This window comes from Ekhidna sp. (genome assembly GCF_039960695.1).
GTDB lineage: Bacteria > Bacteroidota > Bacteroidia > Cytophagales > Cyclobacteriaceae > Ekhidna.
Genome location: NZ_JBDVKP010000020.1, coordinates 301,620 through 318,648, shown reverse-complemented (window position 1 = coordinate 318,648; position 17,029 = coordinate 301,620). Strand labels below are relative to the sequence as shown.

At 39.3% G+C, this 17,029-nt stretch carries 19 protein-coding genes; 7 read left to right on the top strand and 12 right to left on the bottom strand.

Annotated features, from left to right (window positions below; genetic code table 11):
* Positions 1–26 precede the first annotated feature (26 nt).
* Positions 27–1,253: an imidazolonepropionase gene (gene hutI / locus ABJG98_RS17655; RefSeq protein ID WP_348280874.1), complete on the top strand. Its 1,227-nt coding sequence runs from the start codon at positions 27–29 to the stop codon at positions 1,251–1,253.
* Positions 1,246–2,175: a formimidoylglutamase gene (hutG, locus tag ABJG98_RS17650; protein WP_348280873.1), complete on the top strand. Its 930-nt coding sequence runs from the start codon at positions 1,246–1,248 to the stop codon at positions 2,173–2,175. Before hutI ends, hutG begins: the two co-directional genes overlap by 8 nt.
* Positions 2,176–2,199: 24 nt before the next feature.
* On the opposite strand, the gene ABJG98_RS17645 is transcribed toward hutG, so the two are convergent.
* On the bottom strand, positions 2,200–3,240 hold the full coding sequence (locus ABJG98_RS17645; protein WP_348280872.1) for a helix-turn-helix transcriptional regulator: 1,041 nt from the start codon (positions 3,238–3,240) through the stop codon (positions 2,200–2,202).
* 82 nt (positions 3,241–3,322) lie between these two features.
* On the opposite strand from ABJG98_RS17645, the gene ABJG98_RS17640 reads away from it, so the two are divergent.
* Complete coding sequence (locus ABJG98_RS17640; RefSeq protein ID WP_348280871.1) at positions 3,323–4,609, top strand: MFS transporter; 1,287 nt, start codon at positions 3,323–3,325, stop codon at positions 4,607–4,609.
* On the top strand, positions 4,575–5,498 hold the full coding sequence (locus tag ABJG98_RS17635; protein WP_348280870.1) for an aldo/keto reductase: 924 nt from the start codon (positions 4,575–4,577) through the stop codon (positions 5,496–5,498). Before ABJG98_RS17640 ends, ABJG98_RS17635 begins: the two co-directional genes overlap by 35 nt.
* On the opposite strand, the gene ABJG98_RS17630 is transcribed toward ABJG98_RS17635, so the two are convergent.
* Both ABJG98_RS17630 and ABJG98_RS17625 read right to left on the bottom strand, forming a co-directional pair.
* Positions 5,495–5,875 (bottom strand): RidA family protein, encoded by a 381-nt coding sequence (locus ABJG98_RS17630; RefSeq protein WP_348280869.1) that lies wholly within the window; start codon positions 5,873–5,875, stop codon positions 5,495–5,497. The genes ABJG98_RS17635 and ABJG98_RS17630 overlap by 4 nt on opposite strands.
* 63 nt (positions 5,876–5,938) lie before the next feature.
* Complete coding sequence (locus ABJG98_RS17625) at positions 5,939–6,769, bottom strand: mechanosensitive ion channel domain-containing protein (protein ID WP_348280868.1); 831 nt, start codon at positions 6,767–6,769, stop codon at positions 5,939–5,941.
* 174 nt (positions 6,770–6,943) lie between these two features.
* Here ABJG98_RS17625 and ABJG98_RS17620 point away from each other — a divergent pair, with 174 nt between their 5' ends.
* Both ABJG98_RS17620 and ABJG98_RS17615 read left to right on the top strand, forming a co-directional pair.
* The gene (locus tag ABJG98_RS17620; RefSeq protein ID WP_348280867.1) at positions 6,944–8,617 is read left to right on the top strand and encodes an AGCS family amino acid carrier protein; all 1,674 of its coding nucleotides are present in this window, start codon (positions 6,944–6,946) and stop codon (positions 8,615–8,617) included.
* Positions 8,598–9,794: an alpha/beta hydrolase-fold protein gene (locus tag ABJG98_RS17615; RefSeq protein ID WP_348280866.1), complete on the top strand. Its 1,197-nt coding sequence runs from the start codon at positions 8,598–8,600 to the stop codon at positions 9,792–9,794. Before ABJG98_RS17620 ends, ABJG98_RS17615 begins: the two co-directional genes overlap by 20 nt.
* 4 nt (positions 9,795–9,798) lie before the next feature.
* On the opposite strand, the gene ABJG98_RS17610 is transcribed toward ABJG98_RS17615, so the two are convergent.
* The gene (locus tag ABJG98_RS17610) at positions 9,799–10,248 is read right to left on the bottom strand and encodes an SRPBCC family protein (RefSeq protein ID WP_348280865.1); all 450 of its coding nucleotides are present in this window, start codon (positions 10,246–10,248) and stop codon (positions 9,799–9,801) included.
* Positions 10,249–10,323: 75 nt separating this feature from the next.
* Positions 10,324–10,665, bottom strand: coding sequence for a TfoX/Sxy family protein (locus tag ABJG98_RS17605; RefSeq protein WP_348280864.1), 342 nt, complete (start codon positions 10,663–10,665; stop codon positions 10,324–10,326).
* 72 nt (positions 10,666–10,737) lie between these two features.
* Between ABJG98_RS17605 and ABJG98_RS17600 the strand changes: the two genes are divergently transcribed.
* Positions 10,738–11,778 carry a trifunctional transcriptional activator/DNA repair protein Ada/methylated-DNA--[protein]-cysteine S-methyltransferase gene (locus ABJG98_RS17600; protein WP_348280863.1) on the top strand — a complete coding sequence of 347 codons (1,041 nt, stop codon included), beginning with the start codon at positions 10,738–10,740 and terminating at the stop codon, positions 11,776–11,778.
* Here ABJG98_RS17600 and lysA read toward each other — a convergent pair.
* From lysA to ABJG98_RS17565, 7 genes are all read right to left on the bottom strand, one after another.
* Positions 11,772–12,980, bottom strand: a complete 1,209-nt coding sequence (lysA, locus tag ABJG98_RS17595; RefSeq protein ID WP_348280862.1) for a diaminopimelate decarboxylase — start codon at positions 12,978–12,980, stop codon at positions 11,772–11,774. The genes ABJG98_RS17600 and lysA overlap by 7 nt on opposite strands.
* A gap of 180 nt (positions 12,981–13,160) precedes the next feature.
* Positions 13,161–13,661, bottom strand: a complete 501-nt coding sequence (locus ABJG98_RS17590; RefSeq protein ID WP_348280861.1) for a hypothetical protein — start codon at positions 13,659–13,661, stop codon at positions 13,161–13,163.
* Positions 13,662–13,706: 45 nt separating this feature from the next.
* Positions 13,707–14,240 (bottom strand): hypothetical protein, encoded by a 534-nt coding sequence (locus ABJG98_RS17585; protein ID WP_348280860.1) that lies wholly within the window; start codon positions 14,238–14,240, stop codon positions 13,707–13,709.
* Positions 14,241–14,269: 29 nt separating this feature from the next.
* Entirely contained in the window at positions 14,270–14,773 is a 504-nt protein-coding gene (locus ABJG98_RS17580) for a hypothetical protein (protein WP_348280859.1), read from the bottom strand.
* A gap of 23 nt (positions 14,774–14,796) precedes the next feature.
* Positions 14,797–16,362, bottom strand: coding sequence for a ribonuclease Y (rny, locus tag ABJG98_RS17575; protein ID WP_348280858.1), 1,566 nt, complete (start codon positions 16,360–16,362; stop codon positions 14,797–14,799).
* A gap of 67 nt (positions 16,363–16,429) precedes the next feature.
* Positions 16,430–16,714, bottom strand: a complete 285-nt coding sequence (locus tag ABJG98_RS17570) for a cell division protein ZapA (RefSeq protein ID WP_348280857.1) — start codon at positions 16,712–16,714, stop codon at positions 16,430–16,432.
* Between the two features lie 16 nt (positions 16,715–16,730).
* Complete coding sequence (locus ABJG98_RS17565; protein ID WP_348280856.1) at positions 16,731–17,027, bottom strand: hypothetical protein; 297 nt, start codon at positions 17,025–17,027, stop codon at positions 16,731–16,733.
* Between the last annotated feature and the right edge of the window lie 2 nt (positions 17,028–17,029).

The window sequence follows — 17,029 nt, the reverse complement described above, 5'->3', positions numbered from 1 at the left end:
TTTCGATTTAATTCAATTTTCGTACCATGTCGAAGCTGATTGGCCCATTCAAAGAGATTGTAACACTTTCAAGTGCACCGGAAAAAGGCGCTTTAGATGATTCTGCATTAGATATTGTGCAAAATGCAGGTGTATTAGTTGATGATGAAAAAATTTTGAAAGTTGGCGATTTTGATACTTTGAAATCTGAAACTTCAGATGTTGAAGAGATAGCTGGTGATCAGGTTTTACTTCCTGGTTTGATCGATTGTCATACTCATTTAGTATGGGGCGGCACACGGGCTAGGGACTATACATTAAGGATGTCTGGAGAATCTTACGAGAAAATACTGGAACAAGGTGGAGGCATATTTGACTCAGTGGAAAAAACGCGAGCTGCACCTTCAACTGACTTGCTAACTGGGCTGATTAGGAGGGCAAATAGACATTTAATGGATGGTGTGACCACTATTGAAGTAAAGAGTGGTTATGGGCTTAATGTTGAAAATGAGTTAAAGATTCTAGAAGTGGTAAAAGATGCCAAAGCAGATGTCATCTCAGACTTGATTCCTACATGCCTCGCCGCACATGTTTGCCCAAAGGAATTCAGTGATAAAAGGGAATTTCTGAATTACCTGGAAAATGATTTACTACCACAATTACTCGTCAAAGGACTCACCAATCGGATTGACATTTTCGTGGAACCATCAGCTTTTCCAATGGAAATGGCCAAAGAATATCTGAGCAAAGCCAAAAACTTAGGTTTTGAGCTGACCATACATGCAGATCAATTTCATATTGGAGGAAGTCAAATTGCTGCAGAACTTGGAGCCAGGAGTGCAGATCATCTGGAAGCAAGTACTGACCGAGAAGTACGCATACTAGCTAAGTCCGAAACTGTTGCTGTAGCACTTCCTGGGGCTAGCATCGGACTAGGCATGAATTTTACCCCAGCCAGGAAATTACTAGATGCTGGAGCCTCTCTAGCGATATCCACGGACTGGAACCCCGGATCGGCACCTATGGGAGACTTGCTTGTACAGGCTGCTATTCTTGGGATTTATGAAAAGTTATCGTCCGCAGAGATTTTTGCAGGGATCACATTTCGAGCAGCAAAAGCACTTGGTCTTAATGATAGGGGAAGAATAGCTAATGGTATGAAGGCAGACCTTGCGGCATTTCCAGTTAACGATTATCGAGAAATTCTGTACAACCAAGGCAAGATCAAACCTAGTCTGGTCTGGAAAAACGGCAAAGAAGTCAATCATGTATAAGCCCGGAAATAAGTCAATATGGAAGGGCAGACAAGATGCTGGATCTGTGCGAGATGTTTGGCATCAAGTGGTTGAGTGTGCGGATTTAAACTCAAAAATACCTAAAGGTGCATGCTTTCTTGGCTTTTGCTCAGATATAGGAGTGAAGAAAAATCTGGGAAGAACAGGTGCAGTAGATGGACCAGATGCCATACGTAGAGCGATGGTGAATCTTGCAGTACATTTTGATGAATCCCAAAAGATCACAGATGTAGGAGATGTGGTAGTAAGTGGTGATCAGCTTGAAAATTCACAACGAGAACTGGCCAGATATGTTGAAGCCATGCTCAAAAATGGATCGTTTCCAATTTTGCTAGGAGGAGGTCACGAGATTAGCTATGCGCATGGTAAAGGCGTCCTGGATTCATTTCCTAAAAAGAAAGTTGGTATAGTCAATTTCGATCCACATTTTGACCTCAGAGAGTATCCTCAAGGCGCTCACTCGGGAAGCTGGGCCAGACAACTCTTTGATGAGTATGATAACGTTCATTACTTCCCAATCGGGATAAACGAAGCGGTCAACATCGCACCTATGTTTGAGCTAATGCGGAAAAAAAAACAGTCATTCATATCGATGGAAGAACTTTTGACTGAGTCTAAGGAAGATCTATTGGCTCAAATCAATTACTTCAATGAACAGGTGGATATCATAGCTATTACACTCGATTTAGATGTTTTTTCAGCAGGAATAGCGCCTGGAGTAAGTGCCGTCAATCCATATGGCGCATTGCCTCATCATATCAAACCGCTAATGAATGAACTACATAAATCTGGAAAAGTAGTGAGTTTTGACGTGGCTGAAATGAGCCCTCCCTATGATGATGGTCGTACGGCTAAGCTTGCAGCCAGTTTTATTTACGACGTGGTTATGTTTTTAACGTAAGAGTGCACAGTGCCAGTACAATCGTCAAAACCTGCTTAACTTTTTCCTATATTCTGATGGGGAATTTTCCACTATTTTCTTAAAAGCGGCATTGAAGGAAGACAGCGAATTGAAGCCACATTCATAAGCAATAAATGCTATTTTATGATTTCGAAATTTCTTATCTATCAGTAAGTCTTTTGCCTTAGAAACTCGAAAACTGTTGGTAAAATCAGTAAAACTCTGATTTAGATTCTCGCTAAAAAATCTGGAAAGTAAATGCTTAGGAATAGATGTGAGTTGTGACAATTCTGATAAACTGAAATCACTACTAAGGTATGGTTTTTGTTCGGTCATGACTCTTTCTATTCTCGTCTTATGATGTGCTATTTGATCGGGAGTAAGGTTGATATTTTTGTACTTCTTTTTATCTCCAAGCGGCGTGAAAATTTTACGATTGGAAAAAATGATGAAGCTGATGAGATAAATTACAAATGCATATAAAATTGGACCAGTGATATATGGATTGAGTCCAAAAATGTAGTTTGTGAAATAAGACACACAAAAGATGGACACACCCAAATAAAGATTTCTGTACCAGGGGAAATAGATTTTCTTCTCCCTATAAATTATCCATAAATAATATCCAGCAAAGAGCAAAAAGAATGCGGTGTAATAGAGCAGCGCTTTATATCCACCTACGTACCAAAAATCATTGAGGGGAAGAAAAGGAGATGCCAGAAACAGGGCAAAAGCTGGAGCTAGAATCAGTATTTGGTAAAATCTGCTGCTTAACAATTGAGTTTTCTTGGCGAAGTATAGAACTAAAATAGGACCTATAAAGCCATGAGCAGCAAAACCAATATTCAGGAAAAGTTGATTTTCGACATCAAAGAAATACCACCCAATAGATTTAACTAGGCGTAAGGATATCGCAATTAGAAGCAACCCTAACAATATCCTTTCATCCAATTGAATGCGCTTAGACGCAAGGATAAAAAGCGATAAAAATAAGCTTTGAATCACGCCGGCTCCACAGACAATCAGAATAAGTGAATTGATATCCATTAGCGATAAAAGTGCCAATTAATTAATAAACCTAACAGATTAATTAATACGGAAGACTTCTTGTGAATGATCACGTAACTCGAATATGAATTTTCGATACATGATATTTTCACGACGTATATTTAATCTTTCGAAGAATGAGTTGAGACTGGCTAGGTCTTCCTTTCTCTATTTTTTCTTTTTGATGAGTAGCTACTTCATCCTTCGGCCGGTCAGAGACGAAATGGGTATTGAGGCGGGTGTAGACAACATGCAATGGTTGTTTACAGGCACTTTCACAGTCATGCTCTTCATCATTCCGATTTTTGGTTTCCTTATGAAAAAAGTGCCCAGGCATCAGCTCCTACCTAAGATTTATGTGTTCTTTATCACAAATATCCTATTGTTCTACTTACTGTTTAAGATCACTCCTTCTCCAATTTTAGCAGCGTGCTTTTTTATATGGCTAAGCGTTTTCAATCTATTTGTGATTTCGATTTTCTGGAGTTTCAATGCGGATCTTTTTAGTTCGGAACAGGCAAAAAGGCTGTATGGTCCCATCTCTGCAGGGGGTAGTTGCGGTGCTATTTTTGGGCCATTGATAGCCACCTATTGCGTTGGATTGGTTGGAATAAATAATCTTCTTCTGATCTCCGCAGGATTACTAGCGATAGCTACTTTATTCCTTGTCGATCTTGTAAAAAAATCTAAAAAATCTCGAGAAGTTAATTTTAAAACCGCTTCTATATCTAGCGTATGGCAAGGCTTACTTTTGATGCGACGATCACTTTTTCTAAAGCAAATTGGTCTTTTTATTCTACTATATACCAGCGTATCTACCTTCCTTTATTTTGAACAAGCGCATATAATTTCTGATGCTTTCACATCGTCGGCAGATCGTACCTTTTATTTTGGCACACGAGATTTACTTGTAAATAGCTTCACTTTAATATTACAATTTTTTTTGACCGAGCGATTTCTTCGGAAGGCCGGAATTGTAATTGCTTTAATGATTGTACCATTAATTGCTGTGGCAGGATTTCTATCTCTAGGACTTCATCAAGCTGTAATCACACTTCTCATCGTTCAGGTACTCTATCGTTCCTTAAACTTTTCCATCCAAAGGCCATCACGAGAACTACTATTCACAGGGCTTACCATTCACGAAAAATATAATTCAAAAAATTTCATTGATACGGTAATCTATCGTGGAGGAGATGCGATAAGTGGATGGCTTTTTACAGGGCTTAATGCTCTCATATCCTCGCTTCATGTTATTTCTTTGTTGGCAGTTCCTATTGCTGCGGTGTGGATGTTGACAGGATTTAGCATAGGAAAAATATTCAACGCAAAAACGGCTAAAGCTGATAACTATGAAAGAATCATTATCTCGAAGAAAAGCGCTTAAGCAAATAGGTATTGGAGCATTGGCACTTTCTATACCTAAATTGACTTTCGCATCAACAGATCAAATCATGAAGAGAGTAATACCATCTTCGGGTGAAAAGATAGGTGTTGTTGGTTTAGGAACCTGGCAGACTTTCGATGTAGGAAACTCATCGTCTCAGAGAAAGCCGCTAAAAGCCGTACTTCGTGCACTTGCGGAAGGAGGGGGTACCGTTGTAGACTCTTCACCAATGTATGGCTCATCAGAAAGCGTAGTGGGTGAATTAGCTGAGCAAACCGATCTGCAAGAGCGACTGTTTTTTGCCACTAAAGTCTGGACCAGCGGAAAACAATCCGGCATTGATCAGATGAATACTTCCATGCGAAGAATGCAAGCCAGTCCAATGGATCTCATGCAAATTCATAACCTGCAAGACTGGAAAACCCACATTAAGACTTTGTACGAATGGAAGGAAAAAGGGTTGATCAGACATATTGGAATAACCCATTATCAAGATGGGGCACACAATGAGTTGGAAAGGATCATCAAAACTGAGAATATTGATTTTGTTCAGGTGAATTGCTCAATAAGTAATCGCAATGCGGAAAAAACATTGCTTCCAACAGCACGAGATAATGGTGCAGCTGTGCTGATCAATAGACCTTATTCGGGTGGCTCACTCTTCAGAAGAGTAAAAGATAGGGAACTGCCTGATTGGACATCAGAATTTGATTGCAAAAGTTGGGGTCAATTCTTCCTGAAGTACTTGATATCAAATCCAGCTGTGACTTGTGTGATTCCAGGAACTTCTAAAGAGAAGCATATGAGAGATAATATGGGAGCAGGCCTTGGCAGATTACCACATAGCGATTTGCGGAATAAGATGATTGCCCATTTCGAAGCGCTTTAACTACTTACCAAAGCTGTAGCTTCAATCTCAATTAGCATATCAGCTTCAATTAATGCTTTTACCTCTACCATGGTTGTAGCAGGCTTTATTTGGGTGAAAACCTCACCATGTGCTTTGCCAATGGCTACCCATTGAGAGATATCGGTTACAAACATTCGGGTGCGAACCACATCTTCGATTTTACCGCCAGCATTTTCTATTGCCTCCTTGATTATCTCAAGGCAAGCCTTGGTCTGTTCATAGGCATTGTCACCGACTGTTTTGCCATCACGAACTGGAGCTGTTCCGGAAACCTCAATTGTATTGCCTACTCGTACAGCTCGGCAATAGCCTATCTGATTCTCCCATGGTGCGCCGGATGAAATATTCTTTCTCATTACCATAAAAATAAAAAAGTCCGATTCGAAAACCGGACTTTAAGTTGTTTATTTCATGAATAATCACCCTTCCTTGTGAACGTGCACATCCATTTGCGGGAATGGTATATTCAGTCCTACCTCGTTGAATTTATTGTAAATGTTTTCATTCATGTCAAACTTTACCCCCCAAAAATCTCCGGCTTCAACCCATAATCGAACTGTGAAATTTACTGAGCTGTCAGCTAATTCGGCAACTGCAATAAATGGTTCAGGATCATTCAATATTCTGTCATCAGCATTGATGAGTTCCATTAACGTCGATCTCGTTTTTTCAGTGCTATCTCCATATCCTACTCCTACTGTAAGGTCAATCCGCCTTCTTGGCTCGGTAGAATAGTTAGTCAATGATGTATTGGCTAAAGTCCCGTTTGGAAGAATGATAGTTTTATTGTCCGGAGTTTTCATATAGGTGTTGAAAATTTGGATAGAATGCACAGTGCCAGAGTAACTACCTGTATCAACCCAGTCTCCAACTTTGAAAGGTTTCAGCAACAAAATAATTACACCACCGGCAAAATTTTGAAGTGTTCCTTGAAGAGCCAAACCAATAGCTAAACCTGCAGCTCCTAGTACAGCTACAAAGCTGGTGGCCTCTATTCCTACCATACCAATAACGGAAATAAAGAGCATCACTTTTAGTGTGGCAGAAATCAATGTTTTTATAAAAGGTCTGAGCGAGGCATCGACATCTTTTTTCTGCATGGTTCTACCAACCGCACGAGTGATTATTCCAATTATCCACAAGCCGATCAGTAAGGTGACAATAGCTGCAATTACTTTCGGTCCCCAGGTCATGGCCAGGTCAATGGCCATTTCGGTATACTTGGATGCTTCATTCGTTACTTCTTCCATGAAAAGTTAGGTTTTGGTGTTTTCGATTGTTTCTAGAAAGATACAAAATTGATCTTTTAGATACGTTTCATATCCATCCATCAAACAGTTTAGTTAATGAAATGTTTTCAATGGCTGTTGATTCAGTAAAAAAGCTATTTTTGTCGGATTCCAAAAAACCTAAAAACAGATTGAATGCGAGAACTTAACGATTTTCTTTCCTTAATAGATAGTTACATCGGTAGCTCAGCCTGGTTTCCCTATGCGCTTTTAGGAACTGGTTTATTTTTTACAATCTATTTGAAATTTCCTCAGATAAGATATTTCCGATTTGCTTTTAAAGTAGTAAAGGGAAAGTTTGATAAGGAAGATGATGAAGGAGATACCAATCATTTTCAAGCGCTTACAACTGCGCTTTCGGGAACAGTAGGAACAGGTAATATAGCAGGAGTCGCATTGGCTGTGCACATAGGTGGACCTGCCGCTGTTTTTTGGATGCTGATGACAGCAGCCGTTGGTATGTGTACCAAGTTCGTGGAGGTTACACTTTCACATAAATACCGTGAAAAAACAGCAGATGGTACCATGGCGGGTGGACCAATGTACTACATGAAGAATAAACTAAATATGGGCTGGTTGGCTGCCATTTTCGCTGGAGCAACTGTCCTTTCATCTTTTGGTACAGGGTCACTTCCGCAGATAAACAGTATCGCAGATTCCTTGAATGCTACCTTCGGACTGGATGAAATGCTAGTCGGTGGCGTGCTTGCAGTACTTCTTGGGTTGGTTATTATTGGAGGAATTAAGAGAATAGCTGCGGTTACTTCACGGTTGGTTCCAGCTATGGCATTGATCTATTTCATCGGAGCTTTCGCTGTGATTTTCTATAACATCGGAAATATTGTTCCTTCGTTTGTCTCAATTTTTGCCGACCTCTTTTCAGGTTCAGCGGCTACCGGAGGTTTCCTTGGAGCATCTATTGCTTTTGCGTTTAATAAGGGTGTTGGACGAGGATTATTCTCAAATGAGGCTGGTCAAGGTAGTGCTCCGATTGCGCATGCTGCTGCAAAAGGCCATGAGCCGGTTTCAGAAGGGTTTGTTGCTATTTTAGAGCCATTCATTGATACAATAGTCATTTGTTCAGTCACAGCATTAGTACTTCTTTCTTCAGGAGTTTGGAATGAAAAACTTAACAATGAGTTTGACTATACAGATATGTCGATAGTTGAAGGAATTTATACTGATGCAACAGATTCAGGGAAGCAAGAACTTTATGGTCACATAAGCGAGTCTAATTCGCTGCCTCTTTTCAATGGACCTCTCAATGTTGTAGACGGCAAAATTCAAGAGGATGTATCAATTATAAACGCAAGATCTCTGGCTGAAGACGTTAGAATTCTAAGTGATGGAATGCCTATCACTGGATCTGTTAACATAATTAATGGCAAACCAGAAGACCTCTTGCTTGTGTTTGAAGGAAAGTCACTTGTTCATAGTGCGCCACTTACAGCCGAAGCATTTACAAGAAGCTATTTTGGAGATTCAGGAAAATACATTGTTTCTATTGGTCTTTTATTATTTGCGTTCAGTACAGCAATCAGTTGGTCCTATTATGGTGATAGAGCCATGACCTATCTTTTTGGTCCAAAGTCCGTCAAGTATTATAGACTGGTTTATGTCGTGGCATTTTTCGTTGCTTCTTTTGCTGATACCACCATTATTTGGACCCTTTCGGGGATCACAATAGCAGTGATGACATTGCCTAACCTCTTTGGTATATTGATGCTTAGAAAAGATATGAAGCAAACAATTGCTGATTTCTGGGATGGTTTCAAGAAAGAATATCCTGATGAAAAAACACCTGAGTAAAACTTATTTAGTTGGAAGCATTTTGCTTGCTTCTTTTGCTTGTAAAAAAGAACGTGCTGAACCTATGGCACAAACAGATGTGATAAGTTCATTTTCAGAACTTATTGCAATAGTAGATGAATCAGATTCATCCATGCAATATGGGCTTGTTGAGGACTTTATCGATTCTATTGATTTTCCTTTCATAGAGAATGACAGTACGGTCTATTTTCTATATCAAGGAGATGCCAACAGTGTATCAGTGGCTGGTGACTTTACCGGATGGAGTCCATCTGGGAGAGGATTCGTTAGACTGCGAGATACTCAGCTTTGGTACAGGACTGAATCATTTGAGGCAGATGCTAGACTTGATTACAAACTAGTAATCAATGGCTCTAATTGGATCCTTGATCCAAAAAATCCAAATCAAATAGGAGGCGGATTCGGAGCTAATTCAGAATTGGCCATGCCTGAATACGTCCAACCTGGAGAGATTCAAGCGAGAGAAACTGAGGAAAAAGGGACAACCACCAGCGTTCAATTGTCGAGCATCAATACAAATAAAACCTATGAGGCATTTATATATCTACCTCACGGATATGATGAAACCAAAAGCTATCCTGTTGTTTACTTCCAGGACGGTGCGGACTATCTCAATCTGGCATATGCTGCCAATGTAATTGACAATCTTATCAGTGATGGATCAATTCAGTCACTTATAGCAGTTTTTGTTGTACCTAATAATCGCAATGTTGAGTACGCTTTTGAGGATCGGTTCGATTATTCGGAATTTTTCGTGAGCGAACTGGTTCTGTATATCGATTCAAATTACAATACAATTGCTGAGCCTAGTGGAAGAGCTGTCATAGGTGATTCTTATGGTGGCAATATTTCGGCCATTATAGCCTTTCAAAATCCCGATGTTTTTGGTAATTGTGGGATTCATTCCGGGGCTTTCCAACCCAATAATTTCCATACAAACGCCATCGTGATGGATGATGTGAAAAAAGACATCAAAATAGCTTCTATATGGGGTACTTATGAGGGAAGTTCACTTCCGCCAAATATGAGAAGCGTACGAGATTATCTCATTGAGAATGACTATGAGATTTACTGGAAAGAACTGCATGAAGGACATAGTTGGGGGCTTTGGAGAGCAACCATCGATGATATGCTGATCTTCTTTTTCCCTAAATAACTATTCAAGTCCCATACTTAGGATTTCCTTCTGCGAAAGCTTTGAAATCTTCCAAAAAGGACATTGTTTGCTTCTGAAATGGTTTCTTGCCCATGAAAAAGGTCATTATTTTCATAAAGCCTCTAAATTTGAATTCCGCCTCAGATGTCCAATTTGTTTGACCATCTACTTCTTTAAAGTAGTTTTTTTGAATGTTTACCACACCTTTTGTGGTAAAATTTGCATGAAATTCATCAGGCAGTTGCCGAAAAGTAATTGTTTCAATCAATTCCATTTTTCGCTTACCTAAGTCATACTTTATTATTGATTCAGCTCCAGGTTTGCCTGGTTCTCCAGAAATGTGTTCGAAACTTACAAACCCCTTCTGCCAATATTTCATGTTATCAGAGTTGTCAAAAAGCTTCACAACCTCGTGTCGAGGTTTGTCAATGTCGATTTCGCAGGTGTAATGCATGGTTTTATTTTTTTCAATGATAGAATCTTCTATAAAAGTTAAAAAGTATTTCTGAAAAATCACCTGAATGGGTGATCACTTCTTTTTAGAAGATATTGCTTCTTTGTTGTAAACCAGACAATGATCTATCCATTCACCAAGCTCCGCTTCATCGTCCCAACCTTCGGCATTTACATATAAATATCCCTTCATTGGTCGCTTAGTAAAGTCCATTTCGCGGGCATTTATTCTTTGCAAAGCATCAGCGTAAATATGCGGTCCTACTCGTGCCATCAGATCATTTTTGATTACACCTATGCACATTTTATCATCTACCATAATGCATAGACCACCCATCATCATTTTTTCTTCAAAGACAACACTACGTTCGTTCAAAGCTTGCCGTAGTTTATCTGCCAAATGTTCGTTAAAAGCCATATTTATAAATTTAAAAAATGCTTGTTCAAATTTCGGTTGTACCATGAATAATGCTTATTCTATTTTTGAATAATGATTACACTTCCATCATCTGACGAAATGTATAAGGCGCTACTGGACAAAAATTCTCAATATGAGGGAGTCTTTATCGTAGGTGTAAAAACAACAGGCATATTTTGTAGGCCTACGTGTTCGGCACGAAAACCGAAGTATAAAAACGTTGAGTTTTTCTCTTCGACAAAAGATGCATTGACCAATGGTTATCGAGCATGCAAAGTGTGTAGGCCAATGAAAACATATCAATCTAACCCTGAATGGCTTACACCACTTTTAAAACTCATAGAAAGTCAACCAGATAAAAAGTGGAAGGATTACGAATTGGCACAATTAGGATTTAGCCCAAGTCGAGTAAGGAGATATTTTAAGAAAACACATGGTATTACGTTTCAAGCGTATCTGAGGATGAGCAGGATCAATACTGCTTTTTTGAAAATCAAAGAAGGACAAACAGTTACTCGATCGGCGTTTGAACAAGGATATAATTCACTCAGTGGATTTTCAGAAACATTTAAGAATATGACAGGATTTTCACCAGGGACTGAAGGACAAATAATTACAATTAACAGAATACCTACACCACTCGGTCCTATGATGATTGGAGTGACAGATGAGGGGCTTTGTCTTCTGGAATTCACTGATCGAAAAATGATAGAGACGCAATTGGACGTTTTGAAGCGAAGAATGAAATCGGAGATGATAACTGGAAAACACGTGATGATTGATGAAATTTCATCTCAGCTCAGTGAATATTTTGAAGGCAAAAGGAAGGTATTTGACATACCTCTTGTAGTTCCAGGAACCGAATTCCAGCAAAAAACATGGGATGCCTTGATAAAGATACCATTTGGGGTTACTCGATCTTACAAGCAACAAGCTGGCGTAGTTGGTAATGTAAAAGCAGTAAGAGCTGTGGCAAGAGCTAATGGTGAAAATCGCATTTCAATCATTATCCCTTGCCACAGAATCATTGGATCTGATGGAAGCATTGTTGGGTACGGTGGAGGTGTTCATCGCAAACAATGGCTTCTGAAGCATGAATTCGAAAATCAATAGTCAATAGCAGCTTCCACTTGAGTACCTAGTAAATCTTCAAGAGTCTCTCTGCGTCGAATTAAATAATCTTTGCCTTTGTAAAAAAGAATTTCTGCTGGCCGGGGTCTGGAATTGTAGTTGGATGCCATAGTTGAACAATAGGCGCCTGCATTTTTGAAAACCAACAAATCACCTTTTCGCACCTCAGGAATTATTCTGTCAGATGCAAATGAGTCTGTCTCACAAACATATCCTACCACATTGTAAACTTTCTTTTCACCGGTCGGATTTGAGAGATTTTCAATGTGATGATAAGCATTGTAAAACATGGGTCTTATCAGATGATTGAAGCCGGTGTTTAGTCCCACAAATGTGCATGAGGTCGTTTGCTTGATTAAGTTTGCCTTAGCGATAAAATACCCAGCATTGCTAACCATGTATTTGCCTGGTTCAAATTCTAACGTGTAATCCCTTCCTTGTTTGGAGCAAAAATCATTGAAAGCCTTACTGAATTTTTTCCCAAAACTGGAAATGTTAGTATGCAAGTCATCTGGTTTATATGCGACTTTGAAGCCGCTACCAAAGTCTATGTGAGTTACTGATTCGAATTTTTCAACCACACTAAATACCAACTCAGCCGCTTTAATAAATATGTCGGCATCTAAAATATCAGATCCGGTGTGTACATGAACCCCCATCACATTGATATTTAGTTTTTTCACAATTCGCTCAATATTAGGTACCTGATGTATGGAAATTCCGAATTTGGAATCAATATGCCCAACAGAGATATTTTGGTTACCTCCGGCCATGAGATGAGGATTGATGCGGATGTAAATAGGAACTTTCGGATGATTAATCCCGAAATACTCCAATGTGTAAAGATTGTCCACATTGATTTTCACACCGAGTTTTATTGCCTGTTCATATTCTTCTGTGGAAATATTATTAGGAGTAAACAAAATGTCTTCCGCAGAGTAACCAGCATGAAGCCCTAAATGCACCTCTTCAATAGAAACACAATCTAATCCGGCACCTGCTGATTTAAATAGCTTCAAGATGGCTTGATTGTTCAATGCTTTGCAAGCGTAATGGACCTTAAGTTTATCCACCTTGAACGCTTTGATGAACTGTTTGTAGTTCTCCATCATTTGATTGGCATCATACACATAGAGCGGAGAGCCATAAGACTCAGTGGCTTTAATTAAGCTTGCAAATTCCATTTTTTAAATTTTAAAATCAGGTTAAACAAAAAAACCGAAGCAGTAACTCCGGTTTTTGAAAATTCTTTTATCTAAAATATCATCAATAGCCGAACAGCAGAAGTCGATTTGACTTCTTGTTAAATTTATTGTTCTTGGCACTACTGGATATCATGCCGCTAAAATAGAGATATTTTCTCACTATAAACTGCCTTGAAGTGCGAATCCACCTTCTACGGTTCCTGTCAGCGTTCTCTCACCCGAAAATTCGAGATTGAATACAGCCTCATAATTTTGACCTGATCCTGTAACAGTAACAGTACCTCCGGTGGCTATGTTTGTTTCATCGTCCACACGGATACTTGCAAAGCAATACTTTGCACCACTTTGAGCAACAGCGAAAGTTCCGGGACTAAACGCTGTACCTTCATTGTACAATTCTAGGTAAATCAATGTATTTCCACTTACAGTGAGTTCAACTCCATCCACAGCGATATTTCCATTGGCGATATAAAAGTCATAATTGTATTCGCCGGCATCAGCGCCAAAATCAATTATCAATCCGTCTGACATAGTGGTAGCAGTACCATCAAATGTTACAGCCCCACTTAATCCCAGTTGAATTTCGGCTCCATCATCTTTACCGCATGAGGTGATAAAAACTAGCAATGTGATAGTAAATATTAGTAGTAGATTTTTCATTTATGTAATTGAATATTAATGATTAAAAGTAAGCGTATAAAATACTTATTGAGCAGGAATCTCAATTCGTTCAAATTCACCAGCGACATTTCCAACAAGTTCTACGTCATTTTCAAAATCGACCGCTAAGGTCAATGTAAAGTTGTTTCCAGAACCTTGAATATTAATTGTGCCTCCGATAGCAAGGATTCCTCCTGAGCTTGCATTATCTAAATCTGCATAAACCACGAATGCGCTTTTATCTTCCACAGGGCTCCCCAGAGTTGCTACATTGTAATTGCCAGACGCAAATGCATCTCCTTCTCGATAGATTACGATGTTGATCAGGTATTCACCTTGAAAATTTGCTTGATTGCTTTCAGCGTTAAAGGTGATAGGAGCATTTGATATGAAAAATGAAGCCGCATATTCACCTCCATCTGCAACCTCTCCGAAGAGGCCATCGCTTGCACTTATTTCTGTTCCAGAATATGTAAGAGTTCCGGATAATCCTAACTCGATTTCTACCGTATCGTCACTACCACACGAAGTGATAAGGAGTGTAGAAAGGATTGAGATGGCTAAAAATATTTTTTTCATAATATGCGGGATTCAATATATTCTAAATATCAGTTTGTGGCAAACTCACCACTAAAGCCGCCAGTCATCTGGGTACCTCCATCAAGGGTAAGATCAAAGCTTAAGGTAAAATTTGGACTTGTACCACTAAATTGGACTGAGCCACTATCTACATTATAGGATGTCCCATCTGCTTGTAGTATGGACACGAAGAATACTTTACCAGCATCAGGACTGAGTACATCACCTTCAGTGTATGCCCCAGAACCTAAGGTTGTGCCAAGCGCTACCAGGTTAAATACGATTCTAAACGAAGAAGAACTTCCAATGGAAAACGAAGATTGAGATGAAACTGAAATATTGGCATCGGCCAAGGCAAATGCACCTTGAGATGTACCTTCAGATTCTCCGAGATCTACAAACCCTCCATTTGTAATATCAAAGGTTTGATCTCCTATGGTGATTTGATTATTGACTGCTACGCCATCGTCACTACCACAGGAGCTAATTATGAGGATGGAAAGTATAGAAAGTGTGAGTAATATCTTTTTCATATCTTTTTATTTAAAGTTACTTCTTACTTAGCAAACGCTACAGCACGCGTTTCCCTTATAACTGTCACTTTTATTTGTCCAGGATATTGCATATCCTTTTCAATTTTTTGTGAAATATTGAATGAAAGGTCACTTGCTTGCTTGTCATCTACATTTTCTGCGTCTACCAAAACTCTCAGCTCACGTCCGGCTTGAATGGCATAACATTTATTGACGCCATCAAAATTCAAAGCAATCCCTTCTAAATCTTTAAGACGCTTCAGGTATTGCTCCATTATCTCTCTGCGTGCACCCGGACGTGATCCTGATATTGCATCACACGCCTGAACGATTGGTGAGATCATTGAAGTCATTTCTATCTCATCATGATGGGCTCCGATAGCATTACAAACTTCTGCGTTTTCCTTATACTTCTTTGCGAGCTCCATCCCAATGATTGCGTGTGGTTTTTCCGGTTCTTCAGGCCACACTTTTCCAATATCGTGAAGCAAACCGGCTCTCTTTGCAAGCTTTGGATTTAATCCAAGTTCAGAAGCAAGCGTAGCACATAGGTTAGCAACCTCGCGGGAATGCTGCAATAGATTTTGCCCATAGGATGAACGAAATCTCATACGGCCGACCATTTTGATTAATTCAGGATGTAGTCCATGTATTCCAAGATCTATGACTGTTCTCTCACCAATTTCGATGATTTCATCACCAATGTTCTTAGAGGTTTTATTCACGATTTCTTCTATACGAGCAGGATGAATTCTTCCATCCTGAACTAATCGATGAAGAGACAACCGGGCGATTTCTCTTCTTACCGGATCGAAACCGGAAATGATGATAGCTTCTGGCGTGTCATCCACAATGATTTCAACTCCAGTTGCTGCTTCTAATGCTCGGATATTACGTCCCTCACGGCCAATGATTTTTCCTTTAATATCATCACTTTCGATGTTGAAAACAGAAACAGTGTTTTCAATAGCATGCTCAGTAGCAGTACGTTGGATGGCTTCTATCACCACTTTCTTAGCTTCCTTAGTAGCTGTCATTTTTGCCTCTTCTACAATCTCTTTGATATGAGCAGATGCACTTGTGCGAGCTTCATCTTTCAATGCTTCCATGAGCTGAACTTTAGCTTCTTCTGCAGGTAAGTTGGCAGCTTTTTCAAGAATGGCTACCTGTTGTTTCTGCATTTTTTCAAACTCATCTTTTCGCTGACGCGCTATTTCCATTTGGTTGGTAAGTGTTTCTTTTAAACCATCCAATTCATCCTCTTTTCGCTTGGCTTGCTCAAATTGCTTGTTAAGATTAGTTTCTTTCTGCTTGAGTTTCTGCTCATTTGTGAGGATAATGTTTTTCTTTCGAGCTGCCTCTTCTTCAAACTCACTTCGCATTTTGAAGAGATTTTCTTTTGCTTCGTGAATCTTATCTTTTTTTATGCTTTCTGCTGTTACCTCAGCTTCTTTTAAGATGAGTTTGCTTTGCTCTTCGGCTTCCTTAACCTTCTTACTGGCATTCTTTCCTTGCAAGGTTCTACCTACAAGAAGGCCTATTATCGTGCCAACAACTGAGGTGATAATTATGATGATTGCGGTGTCCATTGTGTATTTGTTTATCAAATAGCAGGACAGTCAGAAATGTCTAAATCAAGGGCGATATATCAGAATTCTAAATCGAATTTGTGATGAGCTGATTTAATTTTGAAATCTCGCTTAGAGCGAAATCATCTGAAGCTTCAGATGATTCCTCACGCTTGAGTTTCTCCACCAAACAATCAAATGCTACCATGGCAACCAAATCTTGGGCATCGTCTATCCCAAATTGATTTTGGTAATTTTTTATTTTCTCATTTAATAATTTCCCTGCTCTCCTAATTCTTTCTTCATCCTCCGCTTTCACTCTCATGGGATACTCCCTGTTCCCAATTCTGATTTTTATGGATAGTTCAGCCATTCGGTTTGTAGTTATTTTATCCTGCCAAATGGGCAATGCATTTATCTATCTCCTTGATGTAGCCATCTATCGTCTCTTTCAGTTCAACTGAATCTCCCTCACTGACTACTGTGCTATTTACTAGTTTATTTATTTTTATTTTATCCTGAAAGGTAGTCAGATTAGCCTCTTGACTTTTCATTTTTTCTTTCAGTAAACCATTTTCATCTCTGGTGTGATTTAATTCATCTTTTAGTCGCTTATTTTCGGTAAGTACCAACTGAATCTTTCGTTCCAGATTTTGAAATTCACGATATAATTTCTCGCTAGGCATTA

Bases quoted from the DNA above. Each gene is read 5' to 3' on its own strand.
- hutI (WP_348280874.1), top strand. From the start codon at position 27: ATGTCGAAGCTGATTGGCCCATTCAAAGAGATTGTAACACTTTCAAGT.
- hutG (WP_348280873.1), top strand. From the start codon at position 1,246: ATGTATAAGCCCGGAAATAAGTCAATATGGAAGGGCAGACAAGATGCT.
- ABJG98_RS17640 (WP_348280871.1), top strand. From the start codon at position 3,323: ATGATATTTTCACGACGTATATTTAATCTTTCGAAGAATGAGTTGAGA.
- ABJG98_RS17635 (WP_348280870.1), top strand. From the start codon at position 4,575: ATGAAAGAATCATTATCTCGAAGAAAAGCGCTTAAGCAAATAGGTATT.
- ABJG98_RS17630 (WP_348280869.1), bottom strand. From the start codon at position 5,875: ATGAGAAAGAATATTTCATCCGGCGCACCATGGGAGAATCAGATAGGC.
- ABJG98_RS17625 (WP_348280868.1), bottom strand. From the start codon at position 6,769: ATGGAAGAAGTAACGAATGAAGCATCCAAGTATACCGAAATGGCCATT.
- ABJG98_RS17620 (WP_348280867.1), top strand. From the start codon at position 6,944: ATGCGAGAACTTAACGATTTTCTTTCCTTAATAGATAGTTACATCGGT.
- ABJG98_RS17615 (WP_348280866.1), top strand. From the start codon at position 8,598: ATGAAAAAACACCTGAGTAAAACTTATTTAGTTGGAAGCATTTTGCTT.
- ABJG98_RS17610 (WP_348280865.1), bottom strand. From the start codon at position 10,248: ATGCATTACACCTGCGAAATCGACATTGACAAACCTCGACACGAGGTT.
- ABJG98_RS17605 (WP_348280864.1), bottom strand. From the start codon at position 10,665: ATGGCTTTTAACGAACATTTGGCAGATAAACTACGGCAAGCTTTGAAC.
- ABJG98_RS17600 (WP_348280863.1), top strand. From the start codon at position 10,738: ATGATTACACTTCCATCATCTGACGAAATGTATAAGGCGCTACTGGAC.
- lysA (WP_348280862.1), bottom strand. From the start codon at position 12,980: ATGGAATTTGCAAGCTTAATTAAAGCCACTGAGTCTTATGGCTCTCCG.
- ABJG98_RS17590 (WP_348280861.1), bottom strand. From the start codon at position 13,661: ATGAAAAATCTACTACTAATATTTACTATCACATTGCTAGTTTTTATC.
- ABJG98_RS17585 (WP_348280860.1), bottom strand. From the start codon at position 14,240: ATGAAAAAAATATTTTTAGCCATCTCAATCCTTTCTACACTCCTTATC.
- ABJG98_RS17580 (WP_348280859.1), bottom strand. From the start codon at position 14,773: ATGAAAAAGATATTACTCACACTTTCTATACTTTCCATCCTCATAATT.
- rny (WP_348280858.1), bottom strand. From the start codon at position 16,362: ATGGACACCGCAATCATCATAATTATCACCTCAGTTGTTGGCACGATA.
- ABJG98_RS17570 (WP_348280857.1), bottom strand. From the start codon at position 16,714: ATGGCTGAACTATCCATAAAAATCAGAATTGGGAACAGGGAGTATCCC.
- ABJG98_RS17565 (WP_348280856.1), bottom strand. From the start codon at position 17,027: ATGCCTAGCGAGAAATTATATCGTGAATTTCAAAATCTGGAACGAAAG.